Source organism: Nostoc sp. CmiVER01, from assembly GCF_034531135.2.
GTDB lineage: Bacteria > Cyanobacteriota > Cyanobacteriia > Cyanobacteriales > Nostocaceae > Nostoc.
Genome location: NZ_JAVRBU020000017.1, coordinates 1 through 14,520 on the forward strand (window position 1 = coordinate 1; position 14,520 = coordinate 14,520).

A 14,520-nucleotide genomic window follows, 5' to 3' on the forward strand; every position below is an offset into this window, starting at 1 on the left:
ATGCTTTACATTTTTTAATCAAGTTTTATTACTTCAGTAAACCTGATATACGTTATTAGCTTTACTTATTTAAAGGTCAGAAGTTAGGTAGATGTAGCCCAGCACCCTTGAGTTCTGTTACCCATGCACACCATCTATATATAGAACTAATGTTTGATTTCTGAAAAAGATCAGTACAGATCAAAAAGCCTAATTCCTTATTCCCTACTCCCCACTCCCCAGCCACGTAGATAATTTCAAAAATCAAATACTAATCCTATATACCTATATATATAACCTGAGTTTGGGTTAAGCCAGAAGCTGAAAAGCTTATTCTGTCAGGATTGAATAAAGCTGGAAGTGATGAAAGCAAGAATAAAAGTGGAATCATTTTGTCAATAAGGTTCATAAATGAAACTAATCTCAACAATATGTATTATTGACAATAAATAAAAACAGAGCTTTAGACCGAACAACGATAAGTCAAGGCTTTTGAGGATTTCTTATCCCGAACTCAGGTTATATAAGAAAATTCCTTTACAAACTTTAAAAGCAAGGGCAATGTCTACGACGGGTTGCGCTATCCTTTCGAGTTCTCTCAGAGAATTCATGCACACAGGACTTACTCGCCTATTCCAAAAAATTGTTACAAAAAAGCCTGGTTACTTGCGTAACCAAGCTCTTAGCTATCTCAATCAATCAAGGGAGGTAAAGTTATCTGATCACAACCTATTAGTTAGCATGTTGTTCCAAATTAACTTTGACAACTTTATTCTTTTCTTGCTCACTTTTAGGTAGTGTCAGATTCAATATGCCGTCTTTATAATCTGCCGTAACGTTAGTATTTTGAATCCGAGCAGATAGAGGGATTACGCGTTGAAATTTTCCGTAATGAAACTCACTTCTAGTAACACCTTTTTCTTCAGTTTTAGTTTCAGACTTCCGCTCACCGCTAACGTAAACAGCGTTTTCTGTGACTTGCACATCCAGGTCTTTAGCTTCTATTCCTGGTAGTTCTAGCTTCAGATGAATAGCATTTTCAGTTTCTTGTATTTCAGCAGCAGGAACTTTGCTCAAGCCTCCGTCCAAGAAGGCAGATGGTACTCTGGTGTCTTCAAATATATTATTGAGTTGACGTTGTAGAGTGTCAATTTCTCTCCAAGGGTTCCAACTAACTAGTGTCATAGCTCTTCCTCGCATCAATTAGCTTTTGTTTAATCAGCTTCGCACTTCAATTGGTGCTTACATATTTATATTATGCAGAGTTAGACCTGCTGTAAATTCGGTTATTAACACCAATTAATTGATGATTACCGTCCTAAATTAGACATGAAATAAGTTACGGTTTACCCTAATTTTTATGTTCGGTAAATTTGAATATACAAATAGATTGAATCATAATTAACCGATAAAGCTGCTATTGAAGGATATAGTACAGAAATACAATGCCTGGGTTGGACTCCCCTGCTTCCCCTGCCTCCCATACTTCCCCTACTTTACTTGTTACCCCTACAACTGAGTAACGGCAATTGCATAAATTTTTAGATTGCCTCAGTTAAATATATATCTGTTCAAGTTTGTCTTGAACTTTACTCTCGATTTATTTTTTTAGTTCTTGCGCTCAATGAGTTCACCCGAATGGGTGAGGAATAAACCAACCGCTCAGGTGACCTGAGTGCAGGAAGTTGAGACTGATAAAAAATAAGACTCTATTACTCAATAACACTAATTGCACTTTACTCTAGCTAAGGATAACCCTATGAAATTCTCCACCTTGATTGATTCTATGCTCATTGTTGGTTCAATTGCTTTATTACCCGGAATCGGTGGCGCTCAAATAGGTAGTAACAATAGTGGGGAACCTATAGCTATCAATTCTAATAATTTACTTACTCATTTTACGAACGTCAGTTACCTCAAACCCTTTGATGCTGCATTTCTAGCTTATCAAGGTAACTTGAAAGCACAGGGTATTCCTAGTGGTAGTGCTTTGGTTTCTCAATACCAAACAGGAAACTTGACTGCACTAGATGTGGTTAAGGCTGCTGTCAACGCTAAAAAGTTACCAGTACAAGCTTTGAATGATACAGGTTATCTAAATGCCGTTGAGTGGAAGCTGACATCATTCAGTAATACTAGTAGTTTATCTTACTAAGTACAGCCTTGCAGAGGTTTGTAAGGAATTTATAAAATGCTGTACTATCATCTCGTTGCTTTGATAAAAAAATGCTTAACACACAAAGGAGGAAAACTTGCTGTCTTCCCCTAATCAGCATCTTATTACCAAAATTTACTTTAACCCCTTCAATCTTGGAGGGGTTTTTAGTTGGTGCTACGCTTGCTCTAGCGTCGCTTTCTTTGCCCAACGCACCTTTTCATGTTTGACGCGATCGCCTCTCGCCCCGCTTTGCACAGTGCGTTCAAGCCTAGCGGTTACTTCTGGAATGCTTGTATAGCAATAGTTTTATGACGAACCATTAGATTATCCTGTGCGTAGGCGTAGCCCGTTGAAAACATCGCTTGTACACTCGTACACCACATTACACAGATGAAAAAATGGTTGAGTAATAAATTATTTACTGTTCTATCGAATTAACGTTGTTAAGTTACTCAACAGGTGTAGTTCTCACCTCCAAGCTGTGTTAGATATTGTGACGCGAAACAGGAGTATAGATACGTTGCTAAAGCTTTCTCCAGAATCTCCTCTATTTATTGTATTAATTATTATTAGTTTCCTAGTAGTAACTTTGTCAACTTGGCTCTCGTCTAAACCATTCGTTTTAAAACCATTTGGGCTTAATGATATTATCCAGTTACTCACCTTACAATTATTTATTTCTTTATTGTTAGAGCGTTCTTTAGAAGTTTTTATAACTACTTGGCGCGGCCCATTTGTTGAACAATTAGATATTACTATTCAACAAAAAAAGGCTTTACTATCGGAAAAGATCAGACTTACGGAAGTGCAACAGAACCAATTCCCTTCTTTAGAATCCAATCAAATCAGTGGACTTCCACCTGAAGGAATGAGTTTAGAACAGCAAATCATCCAAAATTTTACACAAAATCAACAAGAACCGTTAAAAATATTTAAGCCACAAATTGATGATATAAATGAAAAAGAACAGCAAAAAACAGCATATAAATCCGATACACGAATAATTGCTCTATGGACATCCCTTTTATTTGGTCTTTTAATGAGTGCAATAGGTATTCGCTCAATCGAGCCACTTGTAGTTGTTGATTTAGATAATCCAATGCAAGTAGTTATTTTCCGTTGTTTAGATGCATTGCTAACAGGAGGTTTAATTGCAGGAGGTAGCGAGGGAATTCATAAGATCATAAAAGTTTTTATCGATTTTATGGAAGCTACATCTAAACAAATAAAAAATCAGGGATCATCTTGATTAAATAAAGCATTTTTTTAAAGATTTTAACTACTATTTATGAAAATAATAGAAATTTTTATACTAAATAAATAGTGTTATCTTCCCATAGATAATCTTTAATATTTACAGAAATTTTATTTAAATTACTTAATAAATTTGTTTCAGATACGACTTTAACTCCTTCAGCTTCCAACTTATCTTTTTGCTGGGCAACATAATCTATCAAATGACCTTTAGAGTTTAATATTCTATGTACTGGATAATCAGCAGGCGAGGTTTTTTTCAGGTATGTAGGAATAGCTCTTAAATAACTATTATCTACTCCTATACCTTTGATGATCTGTTTATATGTAACTACTTTCCCAGTTGGAATTTTGATGATAAAATTTAGGAATCGTTGATATGGATTTTCAGATAATGCTGGAAATTTATTAGCTTGCACCTGAAAATTACTACTAACCTGAATTTTACCTGATTTAATAACTACGCCTAAAATTCCTCTTTTTACTTGGATGCTTTTTAATGATTCTACCAAGTAGGCTATTCGCTTACAGGGTTCGCAGTGAAAAGTTAGACGAATCGCTGCACCACTTTCAAAGGTTAGCAGAGAGCCAGGGATAAAATTATCAAATTCTATACCTGTAACTACAATATTTTCTCGTAATTCTCCTGGTTTAATTGATAAATCTAAAATATCTTCATCCCTAACAATTAAAACTTGTCTAGGACTGATAGGATCGGCATTAATATCTCCTTCTATACCATGACCTACTTTTAAATTTAATGTTTTAAGCTCTACCATCGCAGAACCTGGTTTTGTTTTGGTGAAAAGATGCGTTATTGAGAGTGCCATATTAATTCGGTGGCGCGATCAATTTAAAATTTAGCTGAAGTTAGGTAAATCAGGAGACTTACTAAGAATGAATAAACTTCCATCTCCTCCACGTCCAATTCTTAAGGTTTCATCCAAATAAGTAATATCTAGTGTCGCAGTTCTGCTAGTAGGATTATTCGCTGGGATAACCTTAAATGGGTTGAGTTTAGGGGTATTAATGCCAACAATTTTCTCAATCGATAGGTAGCGTTTCTCAAAATAAACGTTAATACGTTTGTTCGCTAAAGGCGCTAAATCTTCTTTGGCTGGCTCAAAGCTAGCTGTCACTTTGACATATCCTGATACTAGCCCCAGAGAATGTTTAACTTTCGCTAGATTGAAAAACAATTTATTTGCAACATCAATCACTTGATAAACTTTACCAAGCTTTAATCCTAACGGGAGAGAAGCTAAAGAACGGATTTCTCTTGCAGTAGAGTATTGCAGTTGCCAAGTTCCATTCAGCAAATAAGTAGCATAGAGAAGAGGATTAGGATTGGGATTGACACTCTCTAGTTCTGTTGTCAATTGTTCAATTTCTTCGGCTAAGGTTTTGTCTAGCTGCAAATCAGTAATAGGAGCATCGCTATTGGGTTGAATGTTCTCAAGCGTGGCTTGTAATTTTTCCTTAATTAAAAGTTGATTGTTCAATGGTTGTAGATTTTTCTTTTACATATCTTATTAATTTAATTCAACTTTTATGCAGGAATTACATAAAAGTTGAATTATCTAGATGATATTAGTCAATGAGTTGTGGGGTAGGAATTTGCGTATCAATATCGGCTTGAGAGAAATTGGGAAGTAACCAGCTGCTCTCACCCGCCTTGAATACTTTGGCAGGTTCTACATTCAATTCAATTGCACCAGTGACTGGATTGGTTCTTGCAATAGACTGTGTGCCGTCCACAAACTTAACAGCGATTGGTTGGGCTAGTTGTTGTGGTTGAGCGTTCGGGCCTAGAACCACTTGAGAACCTGCGGGTAAGTAAATGCCATCGCAATCCCAATCGTCATCTGTGATTGTTCCTGCGCCCAGGAAGTAGAGTTGGGTTGGAGATTTTTTCGGTTTATTGGCATAGACAGCCAACGTTTTTCCTGTTTCATTGCGGCACTGCGCCCGCTTTCTAGCTGTTTCTATAACATTTTTCTGAAGCTGCAATTGTGCCAGTCGCTTCTGGAATTGCTCAGGTGTATAACCAGCTTGCTCAGGTGTATCTTTTACAGTTAGAAGTTGATTGAGCGCCTGAGTTACCTCAGCATAGTCTGCCCCCTTAGTAAAATCCTTGCCTGCCCAAGAGGGTTGAGCAATTACTAGGTTTACCATCAACACGAGAGCGACAAGAACAATTTTGAGAAACTGCATATTTTTCTGCTTTTTTTGAAATTAGTGTTCAGTGCTACTGAAACTTTACCAGATTTCAAAATTTTGAAATATGTCCTTAATTCAAGCGTTAGATGATTAATACCAATTTTGGATTCTGGATTCAATGATCAAACCCTTAACTGAGTTACCGCAATATTGCCGGAAAAACATACATCTACATCGCTACCAGGAGTGCGATCGCGTTTGCCATATTCGCCTGCATAATAAAAATTATCGCCTTCAATTCGATAGTTTACTGGCAAAGGTCTGTTGCAGGGTTGGCAAAACACTATCTCAGGATGCGGTTCTCCTGGTAGCAGATTCGGCAAGTTCACATTCCAAAAGCTTCCCGGTTCTAAGGGACGCTTGAGTAAGTCGGCTAAAACTTCAGCTGTCAATTTGGCAGCCAGATCCCAATCAAAATTTTGCTTGGCTTTGCGATAGTGGGAAATAGCAATTCCGGGAATACCGTGCATTGCGGCTTCCCGCACAGCAGCTACTGTGCCAGAAATGTAGACATCGACTCCTAAGTTACCTCCAGCGTTGATACCTGAAAGCACAAACTTGACATTTGCGTTAATTTGCGTTATGGCAATTCTTATACAATCGGCGGGAGTGCCTGCGATCGCATACTCAGTCTCAGAACGTCGCTGGAGGTTGATGGCACGAGTGGTAGTAACTTGATGTCCACAGCCAGACTGATGATCAGCAGGAGCAGCGATAATAGCATTTTTGCCGTTTACAGCTTTGAGCAGCGCTCGGATGCCGGGGGCATCAATACCGTCGTCGTTAGTTAAAATTATGGTCATGTATTGATATAAATTTTGGCTAAAATTTCCGAAAAATGCAGATATCAACCAATCAATGGGTAGAGTAGGAAAAGCTACTTGCAGATATGAAAAAATGTGCTTATTTCTACCAAAAATATTGATTGTACGATATTATTTCTAGATGGTTTGCAAATTCCGCCCTAAGTTTTTGGGTTAATCCCCAAAATGGGCGGTATTTCTTGTCAACTTAATGCTTGCAACCGCCCTCAGAACAAGTTTGTGCAATCAAAAAATCCTGTAAAATATACATCTGCTGGCAATAGCAGAAATTTAATACTTGAGAAAACTGGGAACGAGAAGATTTTGGCAGTAGTTCTGTAGTATTTTTGATGCAAGTCTGTCTTAGGGATCACACGATGAAACAGCTCCTCAAACAAGTATTTAGCAGTCAAAAACACCTCATCCGGCTAATTCTGCCTTTGGTGACAGTTATTTTAGCAGCCTCGCTGTTTGCCGTACCTGCTTTTGCCACAGGTGTGAATCAAATACCCAACCTCACAGCAGGGAATAACTCCTGGGTTGTAGATCAAGGTGAAGTCATCAGCCGTCTTAATGAAGGTAAGATTAACAGCGCTTTCGAGGATTTGGCAAAGCAAACAGGTAAGGAAGTTAGAATCGTTACTGTTCGTCGCCTCGATTACGGTGAAACACCAGAAAGCTTCACCAAAGAACTGTTTGAAAAATGGTTTCCGACAAAAGAAGCCCAAGCTAATGAAACCTTATTGGTTATTGACACAGTTACCAATGGTACTGCCATTATTACAGGAGATGAAGTCAAGCCATTGCTCACCGACTCTATTGCCGAGAGTATAGCTACGGAAACAGTAAGTGTACCGTTACGCGATGGTAACAAATACAATCAGGCATTTCTAGATGCAAGCGATCGCCTTGTGGCTGTCCTCTCCGGCAAACCCGATCCAGGCCCACCTCAAATCGCTGAAACTGTACAGGTAGAAGGAACGTTCAAGAAAGCAGGCGAAACTGACCAAGGTAACGCTACTGCTTGGGTAGTAGGATTGTTAATTGCCGCTACTGTTATTCCAATGGCGACTTACTATATTTATCAGATAAATCAGCCATCATCTAATGGGTAATGGGAGAGTTAGGAGTTATGAATTTTTAACTCTTAACTTGTCACTCCTAACTTTAATCCTGAACATACTCTTGCTCTTTGACTAAAGCTATCTCAGCCCGAACAAATTCTCGACCCAAATAAGCTGCATGATTTAATTGAGTTACAGGAGAGGGCTGAGTTTCCTCAAATATTTTCACGCACAGTTCTTTCGCCGTCCTCCCGCTAAAAAGCGTCGTGTGGGTTCGTTCTACCTTTCCTCTAGCTGGAATTACCTTTCCCGTTTCGGGATCGACAGCTAAACCGCGATCGTCAATCACATTTGTAAAATGCTTGGCATTAATTAACCCGGCATCTCGATCTAAGTAAATAATGAAATATCCACCGGGATCAAGATCAATATGACGCTGGGAAAGTTTATCATCAATTGCGGCTAAATTTTCAACTATCAAATCCATAAGCACTATAAAAAGAAATTTCTTTCTTGAGGGTTTTTTCACTCTATATCAAGTGTAATTCGTCGTTCACCCTCTGCCTTGGCAAACTTTTAAGAATCTCGGTTACTAAATGGCAACTCTGCATTAATCGCCTCAATCTGCTGTTGTTCGAGTTGATTCACTTCTTTAATGTAGGGACGTAAAATTTGTCCTAAACGATTATTGTAAAAGCGGTGCAAACTATGATTGGGCATAGCGGGGAAACCACGGCGTTTTTTGTGGCGTCCACCCGCGCCAGGATCAAAAATTTGGATATTGTTAGCGATCGCCCACTCAATCGGCGCATAATAGCAAGCATCAAAATGTAAGCAATCTATTTCTTGAAAACTTCCCCAATAGCGTCCATAGAGTTTGTCACCTTTAAACAAACAAAAAGACATTCCTAAAGGATGAGAGTTATCTTCCTCGCTATATGCAGCAATAAACAAGACTCGATGGCGATAATCGGCGTGTAGCTGCTCAAAAAACCTCCGTGTGAGATACTTGCTACCCCACCAGCCAAACTTATCACAGGTGTCAGCATAGAACTGGTACATCAAGGGAAACAAAGACTGAGGAATTTGATCCCCACTCAGAGGTTGTAATCGTAAACCGGCTTTTTCCACAGCTTTGCGTTCTCGCTTGATATTGCGGCGCTGATTGGCGTTGAAAACCTTCAAGTAGTCATCAAAAGTTTCAAACCCAGCATTTTCCCAAACGTAGCTGTGGTGCAGCCAAGTTGTAAAACCATGCCGTTCCAGCATCGGCCGCCATTGGGGATCAACATAGAGAAAATGACACCCAGAAATTCGATTTTTGGCGCAAAAAGTGTCAATTTCATGCACCATAATCGCGGTGATTTCGTCCTCATCTTCTCCTGGGGCAATTAAGAAGCGATAGCCTTCTGCTGGGGTAAATGGTGTCATTCCCAGCAATTTTGGGTAATATTGAACTCCGATGCGATCGGCTAACTCTGCCCATTGGTGATCGAAAACAAATTCGCCAGAACTATGTCCTTTAAGATAAAGTGGCGCAGCAGCAATCAGCGTTCTATCTCGCCACAATGTTAAGTGATTAGGCAACCAACCAGTTTTAGCCGTAGCACTATGGGAGGTTTCAATATTGTTTAGCCACTCCCATTCTAAAAACGGTGTTTTGAGTGGCATTGCCAAAGCATTCCAGGCACTTTGGGGTACTTCAGCAATTTTGTTCGTCCAAACGACAGAATAGCGAGGCTTAAGTTGTTCCACCATTGTCTGGGTTTTTTAAGGGAGTAGGGAGTGGGGGAAAGAGGCAGGGGGAGCAGGGGAAGAAGAACTATTGATTGATTCTTAAGCAATACCCAATGCCCAATGCCAAATGCCCCAATAACTTTACTTAGCGTAATCTAATCTGCTGGTAGTTGCAGGCGATAGTGCAAAAACACTTCTTGCTCAACTGTATGAACTTCTAGTAGTTGTAGTTTGGGAGCTAAATCGGGTAAAAATCCTTTCCCATCTACAGGAGTGGGTGCGGTATTACTACCTAAAATCAAGGGACAGACGGTTAGCCATAATTCATCAATTAAATCTAATTCCAGCAAGGAAGCGACTAATTCACCTCCACCCAAAACCGCCAAGCGTGTTATATGTAGAGTGGCTAGATGCTTTAAAGCTGCGGAAATGTCTATTTCTTGCGTTGGTGTTTCAAAAACTAGAATTTGCTCAAATTCTGGAGGGCATTCCTTTGATCTGGCTACCATTGAGGGAGGCGTCCTTAAACGTTCTTTCCATGAAACTGCCCCTGTTGTTGTCGTGAGTAGCCAGCGTCTAACTGGTTGCTTAAAAAATTTAATTTCCGGATTGAGGTTTGCAGAGTGTGAAGTCACTATATAAACTGGCTGCGGAGGCTTCCCATCTTGCGCCCGAAGTTGCACTAGAGTTGGATCTGATATAGTAAGTGTTGTTCCGTAGGCGCGGAGAGTGCCAGCACCGAATAAAACCGCATCACAGGCAGCGATTTGTTTTTCTAAGTGTGCTTTATCAACCCTTGAACCAAACCGAGCAGGCGATCGCCTAAAATCTCCTATTTTACCATCTGCACTCATTGCTAAAACAACTGTAGTGTGAGGACGATGTTGCAACATTAAATTGATTTTAGATTTTGAATATTTTCTTTGCTAGTGTGTAGATTTCCAAAAAAATCCATGCGTGCAAATTACTCTTTTAAAACTTCACCACTGTATTTATATGCAACCCAAACAGCTTCTCAATATAGCATATCTTAATTTTGGTATACCACGTTTCTTTTTGAATCATAGCAATTTGTTAATTTTAAACATTGAAAATAAAATTCTGATTATTTAATAAAATGTCTCATCTAGATCATCTAATTACATATCTTTGCTGTTGTGGTTTGCAGATGCAAAGTGAGACACTCGATGACTAATCACCGCCAATCATCTTTTCGTCGAATTTTAGTAACGAGAATACTGCTTCTGTTCGTTCCAGTTTTACTTATAGGGGAGATTGTTGCCTTGAATAAGGCACGTTCTAGCATATTGGGATCTGCCCGTCAAAATTTAACAGAAAGCGCCATCAGTAAAGGTGAGCGAATTGGCGATGCGATCGCTATCTTAAAAGCTACTTTGCTGAGTGTAAGTAAAACAACGGTGATTCCGTCGGATTCGCCTATACAAGAGCAAGAAATTCTCACGCAGATAAGGCAACAACTTCCAGCCAGTATTGAATGTATCCAATTAACAAATCTGTTAAGCCAGAAAATAGTTGCTAGTAGCTGTGGGGATCAAGCAATTGGAGAGTTAAGATTACCTTTGCCTAGTGATGGAATTGATGTCAAAGCAATCTTTCCGCCGAAGGCAGGAATAACTGGAAAAAGAAACACACAAAATCAATTGCAAGTAGTGTTATCTGCACCAGTCTCCGATAGCCGAAAAAATTTGGTTTACAGCTTAAGCATTCAGTCTGCATTGTCGCAACAAACCAAAAATCCGCCGGGATCGCTTACAGGCGCTATGGTAGTGATTGCTGAAGATGGCACAATTTTGGCACACCCATTCACAGACTGGGTGGGAACTAATATTAATCAGCACCCAAATGCTTCTCAACTCAAAAGCATAATTAAAAATGCGCTTGCAGGGCAAAACAATTCGATAAATTTGTCTTTTACACAAGGGAACGAATTAGTCGCTGGCTATACGGCTATTGCCAATCCACTTACCCAACAGCAGCAGCAAAAATGGATAGTCTTAGCTGTTACTAGTGTCGATAATGCACTTTTTGGTTTAGAGGAAATCAAACTAATTCTTATCGTTTTAACAGTTGGTTTGATTGGTGCAAGTTTGTTAGCATCTTTATATCTAGCACCTTACTTGGCACGTCCTGTAGAAGAATTGCGAGACTACGCTCTAAATATTCACTCTCACCATGCAGCACAACCAGTTCCGCACAATTTTCAAATCCGGGAATTTAATCAACTAGCCCAAGCATTAGACCAAATGGTAGAACGGCTCAAAGCTGGCTCAGAAGAACTGGAAATAGCTTGGAAAGAAGCAAAAAGTGCTAACCAGATTAAAAGCCAGTTTTTGGCAACGACTTCCCATGAATTGAGAAATCCATTACATACTATTATCAACTGCATTCGCCTGGTTGAAGAGGGCTTATGTGATAGCCGAGAAGAAGAAATGGAGTTTCTCAAACGCGCCGATGAAACAACGCTTCATTTGCTAAATATTATTAATGATTTACTCGACATTTCTAAAATCGAAGCAGGGAAGCTTTCTGTAGTTACCACACCTCTTGACCTCAGACAAATATTGCTAGAGGTGATTAATTTACAATCAGTTAATGTTCAACAAAAGGGCTTGCAATTAAAATGCGAGTTAGATCCCCAAGTAATACCAATTAAGGCAGACGCAGCAAAACTAAAGCAAGTGCTGATTAATGTTATCGGCAACGCCACTAAGTTTACTGACACAGGAAGCATTACCATTGCTACAGAAATTCAACATAGTAATGGTAAATCTCAAGTGGTAGTAATAGTTAAAGATACAGGTATAGGAATTGATCCCACTCAACAGCACAAACTATTTCGCCCTTTTGTGATGGTGAATGGCACAACTAGCCGCCAGTTTGAAGGGACTGGACTGGGACTAGCAATTTCACGGAACTTAATCGAACTCATGGGAGGCAGCATTACTATTGAAAGTACGGGACTTCATCAAGGTACGACACTGAAAATTACCTTACCCTTGATTGATATCTCACTCTTACCTATTGCCAAGAAAGAAGAAAATGTAGGGGATCTTGGATTTTCCTCTGTGAATGATGCGGCAAAAGCAAGTCACTATCCTAACCTACAAGAGTCTGAGAGAAGTCCTTCCTTGAGTCTTAACAAATCTGTAAAAGCAGATGTAGATAAAGAGAAGTCCTCGAAGTTCCAAGTGTTACTTGGGAACGAGACTTACGAGATTAGTCTTTCGCCGCAGCAAACTCTGTTGGTAAGTCTTCCAAAAGGGGGAGTTTGTGCGGATATTCTTTTAAAGAGGTAATTATTTAACAAGAGTTGTTCTAGCTCATGGTTTGTAACCTACAGCTAGCATCACAGAAGCGGGGATTTCCACACCACTGTACGTCGCATACTTTGATGCTCCGTCGATAATAGCATTCTCAATATTGCGCCGTTGGTCAGGGGTTTGCATTGCCAATATCGCGCCAAGACGCGCCGTACTTACAACAACCTTTGCCATCACATCTTCAGGTGTAGAGAAAGTCCACTTTATAGACAATTCAGTGACAGACACCTCAGTGAATCCCTCGGCGATCAAAACCCTTTCACATTCGCCTCTTTCGCCGAAGCGGAACAAAGGTGGCCCCAGAGGTAGATCCAGATCCATGTTGCCATAAGTCTGCACCGAACCCAGTATAAGAGCCATAAACGGATTGCACGTTGGCGGTGTCCAACAGGTGAAGGCATAGCGCCCTCCCGGTTTGAGTACGCGAAAGGATTCGGCGATCGCTCTTTCTGGGTTGGGGAAATGGAGGATGCCCAAGCTACAAACAACCGCCTCAAACTGCCCCGATTCAAAAGGAAGGTTTTCTGCATCCCCGTTATGGAATGATGCTTGAGGGCATCGCACTCTGGCAATAGCCACCATATTCTCTGCATAGTCCAATCCTGTTACTATAGCTTCCCGCTTTAGTGCTGCGGCACTGAGCCAGCCAGGCCCGCAAGCTATATCCAGCAATTTCAAACCAGACTTTGCTCCCACAGCATCCAATATGGCTTCATTCACCTGAGAAGTTACAGCAGCGATCGCTTCATCATATTTTTGGGCTACAAAAGAGAATTTGTCACGCTCGAACTGCTTGAATGCATCGTCAACAATGGTCGAGTCATCTGTCATTTGTTACTTTTGCTCCTTATTATTCAGAAAAACAGGTTGGCCGCCTTGGTTAAGAGATGCTGTTAAAGCAGCAAGAATTTCTACTAACTGTGTGCCTACCCAGCCAGACGAAACCTCAGAGGGAGTATTGTTAAGAACAGAGACAACAAAGCAGGAGCAAACTCGCCCCAATGGTTCCCCTGGCTCTAATTCCAGTACCACCTGCTTTTGATTTACTGGAATAAATTGATGCCCCTGCTGTTCAAACTCACCATGTATTAAGGTGAGAGGTGATAATTGCGACATTTCATCAAAAATCAAACTACCAAGGCTGCCCACAATTCCCAATCGTCGCTGCTTATCAGAATTCAGCCAGCACAAGTGAATATAAGCTTGAAAGTTATCTGGATATGTCAGTGTTAGCCATACTAGATCAGCTAGTCCTTGAGATGGAAAGCGGGTCATTTCCCTACTCCCCTCTTCCTGTAGCCACACTGTACCCGTTGCTTGTACTTTCACAGGGGTCTGGCCCAGCCAAGCGTTAAAGATAGCTATATCGTGAATAGCTAAGTCCCACAGCGCATCAACATCTTGCCGAACAGGCCCCAAATGGGTGCGCGTCGCGTAGCCATAGCGTAAATCTCCTAATTTACCCGCTTGTACTACACTTTTTCCTTGCTCAACTGCTGGGTGAAATAAATAAGTATGGTCAACCACTAGTATTAAATGATGCCGCTCTGCTAACTGGCAAAGTTCTCGACATTCTGCTGGGTTAAGAGTTAGGGGTTTTTCAGCTAAAACATGATATCCCTGTTGGAGAGCGTCTTTAATTAAAGCATAGTGGGTGGTGGCTGGAGTTGCGATCGCCACCCCTGTCAACCCTGGAACTTTCTTTAAATCTTCCCATTGAGTTGTTAAAACTACATTATCATCTAAATTAAACTGCTGTTTTATCGCCGCTAATCGTTCTGGATGGGGGTCTACTACAGCAACTACATCTACTTGAGGATGTGCTAAGAAATTCCGGAGCAAATGCACTCCCCAACGCCCAACTCCGATGACAGCAATTTTAATTTGGTTTGTCATTAGTCATTAGTCATTAGTCATTAGTCATTAGTATGCAAGGGACTAAGGATAAATGACCAGTAACAACC

Annotated in this window: 14 protein-coding genes; 4 read left to right on the forward strand and 10 right to left on the reverse strand. The window is 40.2% G+C overall.

Annotation, left to right across the window (positions count from 1 at the left end; all coding sequences use genetic code 11):
- Nucleotides 1-711: 711 nt before the first annotated feature.
- Nucleotides 712-1,164, reverse strand: a complete 453-nt coding sequence (locus RMZ43_RS26740) for an Hsp20/alpha crystallin family protein (RefSeq protein WP_322654362.1) — start codon at nucleotides 1,162-1,164, stop codon at nucleotides 712-714.
- A gap of 574 nt (nucleotides 1,165-1,738) precedes the next feature.
- On the opposite strand from RMZ43_RS26740, the gene RMZ43_RS26745 reads away from it, so the two are divergent.
- Nucleotides 1,739-2,134 (forward strand): hypothetical protein, encoded by a 396-nt coding sequence (locus RMZ43_RS26745; protein ID WP_322654361.1) that lies wholly within the window; start codon nucleotides 1,739-1,741, stop codon nucleotides 2,132-2,134.
- A 523-nt stretch (nucleotides 2,135-2,657) separates the two neighbouring features.
- Nucleotides 2,658-3,386 (forward strand): hypothetical protein, encoded by a 729-nt coding sequence (locus RMZ43_RS26750; RefSeq protein ID WP_322648802.1) that lies wholly within the window; start codon nucleotides 2,658-2,660, stop codon nucleotides 3,384-3,386.
- A gap of 58 nt (nucleotides 3,387-3,444) precedes the next feature.
- On the opposite strand, the gene RMZ43_RS26755 is transcribed toward RMZ43_RS26750, so the two are convergent.
- The 4 genes from RMZ43_RS26755 to surE form a co-directional block, all read right to left on the reverse strand.
- Entirely contained in the window at nucleotides 3,445-4,221 is a 777-nt protein-coding gene (locus RMZ43_RS26755) for an MGMT family protein (RefSeq protein WP_322654360.1), read from the reverse strand.
- Between the two features lie 30 nt (nucleotides 4,222-4,251).
- The gene (locus tag RMZ43_RS26760) at nucleotides 4,252-4,893 is read right to left on the reverse strand and encodes a PAP/fibrillin family protein (protein ID WP_322648800.1); all 642 of its coding nucleotides are present in this window, start codon (nucleotides 4,891-4,893) and stop codon (nucleotides 4,252-4,254) included.
- Nucleotides 4,894-4,981: 88 nt separating this feature from the next.
- Nucleotides 4,982-5,605 (reverse strand): hypothetical protein, encoded by a 624-nt coding sequence (locus RMZ43_RS26765; protein WP_322648799.1) that lies wholly within the window; start codon nucleotides 5,603-5,605, stop codon nucleotides 4,982-4,984.
- A 128-nt stretch (nucleotides 5,606-5,733) separates the two neighbouring features.
- Nucleotides 5,734-6,414, reverse strand: a complete 681-nt coding sequence (surE, locus tag RMZ43_RS26770) for a 5'/3'-nucleotidase SurE (protein WP_322648798.1) — start codon at nucleotides 6,412-6,414, stop codon at nucleotides 5,734-5,736.
- Between the two features lie 377 nt (nucleotides 6,415-6,791).
- On the opposite strand from surE, the gene psb32 reads away from it, so the two are divergent.
- Entirely contained in the window at nucleotides 6,792-7,529 is a 738-nt protein-coding gene (gene psb32, locus RMZ43_RS26775; protein ID WP_322654359.1) for a photosystem II repair protein Psb32, read from the forward strand.
- 52 nt (nucleotides 7,530-7,581) lie between these two features.
- On the opposite strand, the gene RMZ43_RS26780 is transcribed toward psb32, so the two are convergent.
- The 3 genes from RMZ43_RS26780 to RMZ43_RS26790 all read right to left on the reverse strand — a co-directional run bounded on the left by RMZ43_RS26780 (nucleotide 7,582) and on the right by RMZ43_RS26790 (nucleotide 10,108).
- Entirely contained in the window at nucleotides 7,582-7,965 is a 384-nt protein-coding gene (locus RMZ43_RS26780; protein ID WP_322654358.1) for a DUF4346 domain-containing protein, read from the reverse strand.
- A gap of 89 nt (nucleotides 7,966-8,054) precedes the next feature.
- Nucleotides 8,055-9,236 (reverse strand): GNAT family N-acetyltransferase, encoded by a 1,182-nt coding sequence (locus RMZ43_RS26785; RefSeq protein WP_322654357.1) that lies wholly within the window; start codon nucleotides 9,234-9,236, stop codon nucleotides 8,055-8,057.
- Between the two features lie 134 nt (nucleotides 9,237-9,370).
- Complete coding sequence (locus RMZ43_RS26790; RefSeq protein ID WP_322654356.1) at nucleotides 9,371-10,108, reverse strand: RibD family protein; 738 nt, start codon at nucleotides 10,106-10,108, stop codon at nucleotides 9,371-9,373.
- Between the two features lie 294 nt (nucleotides 10,109-10,402).
- Here RMZ43_RS26790 and RMZ43_RS26795 point away from each other — a divergent pair, with 294 nt between their 5' ends.
- A complete protein-coding gene (locus RMZ43_RS26795) occupies nucleotides 10,403-12,532 on the forward strand; it encodes an ATP-binding protein (protein WP_322654355.1) in 2,130 nt (709 codons plus the stop codon).
- Nucleotides 12,533-12,556: 24 nt separating this feature from the next.
- Here the strand turns inward: RMZ43_RS26795 and RMZ43_RS26800 are convergent, their stop codons facing one another.
- Nucleotides 12,557-13,387, reverse strand: a complete 831-nt coding sequence (locus RMZ43_RS26800) for a class I SAM-dependent methyltransferase (protein WP_322654354.1) — start codon at nucleotides 13,385-13,387, stop codon at nucleotides 12,557-12,559.
- Nucleotides 13,388-13,390: 3 nt separating this feature from the next.
- A complete protein-coding gene (locus tag RMZ43_RS26805; RefSeq protein ID WP_322654353.1) occupies nucleotides 13,391-14,452 on the reverse strand; it encodes a Gfo/Idh/MocA family protein in 1,062 nt (353 codons plus the stop codon).
- Between the last annotated feature and the right edge of the window lie 68 nt (nucleotides 14,453-14,520).

Excerpts from the sequence above, each read along its gene's own strand:
- RMZ43_RS26740 (WP_322654362.1), bottom strand. The coding sequence starts at position 1,164 with ATGACACTAGTTAGTTGGAACCCTTGGAGAGAAATTGACACTCTACAA.
- RMZ43_RS26745 (WP_322654361.1), top strand. The coding sequence starts at position 1,739 with ATGAAATTCTCCACCTTGATTGATTCTATGCTCATTGTTGGTTCAATT.
- RMZ43_RS26755 (WP_322654360.1), bottom strand. The coding sequence starts at position 4,221 with ATGGCACTCTCAATAACGCATCTTTTCACCAAAACAAAACCAGGTTCT.
- RMZ43_RS26765 (WP_322648799.1), bottom strand. The coding sequence starts at position 5,605 with ATGCAGTTTCTCAAAATTGTTCTTGTCGCTCTCGTGTTGATGGTAAAC.
- surE (WP_322648798.1), bottom strand. The coding sequence starts at position 6,414 with ATGACCATAATTTTAACTAACGACGACGGTATTGATGCCCCCGGCATC.
- psb32 (WP_322654359.1), top strand. The coding sequence starts at position 6,792 with ATGAAACAGCTCCTCAAACAAGTATTTAGCAGTCAAAAACACCTCATC.
- RMZ43_RS26780 (WP_322654358.1), bottom strand. The coding sequence starts at position 7,965 with ATGGATTTGATAGTTGAAAATTTAGCCGCAATTGATGATAAACTTTCC.
- RMZ43_RS26785 (WP_322654357.1), bottom strand. The coding sequence starts at position 9,236 with ATGGTGGAACAACTTAAGCCTCGCTATTCTGTCGTTTGGACGAACAAA.
- RMZ43_RS26790 (WP_322654356.1), bottom strand. The coding sequence starts at position 10,108 with ATGTTGCAACATCGTCCTCACACTACAGTTGTTTTAGCAATGAGTGCA.
- RMZ43_RS26795 (WP_322654355.1), top strand. The coding sequence starts at position 10,403 with ATGACTAATCACCGCCAATCATCTTTTCGTCGAATTTTAGTAACGAGA.
- RMZ43_RS26800 (WP_322654354.1), bottom strand. The coding sequence starts at position 13,387 with ATGACAGATGACTCGACCATTGTTGACGATGCATTCAAGCAGTTCGAG.
- RMZ43_RS26805 (WP_322654353.1), bottom strand. The coding sequence starts at position 14,452 with ATGACAAACCAAATTAAAATTGCTGTCATCGGAGTTGGGCGTTGGGGA.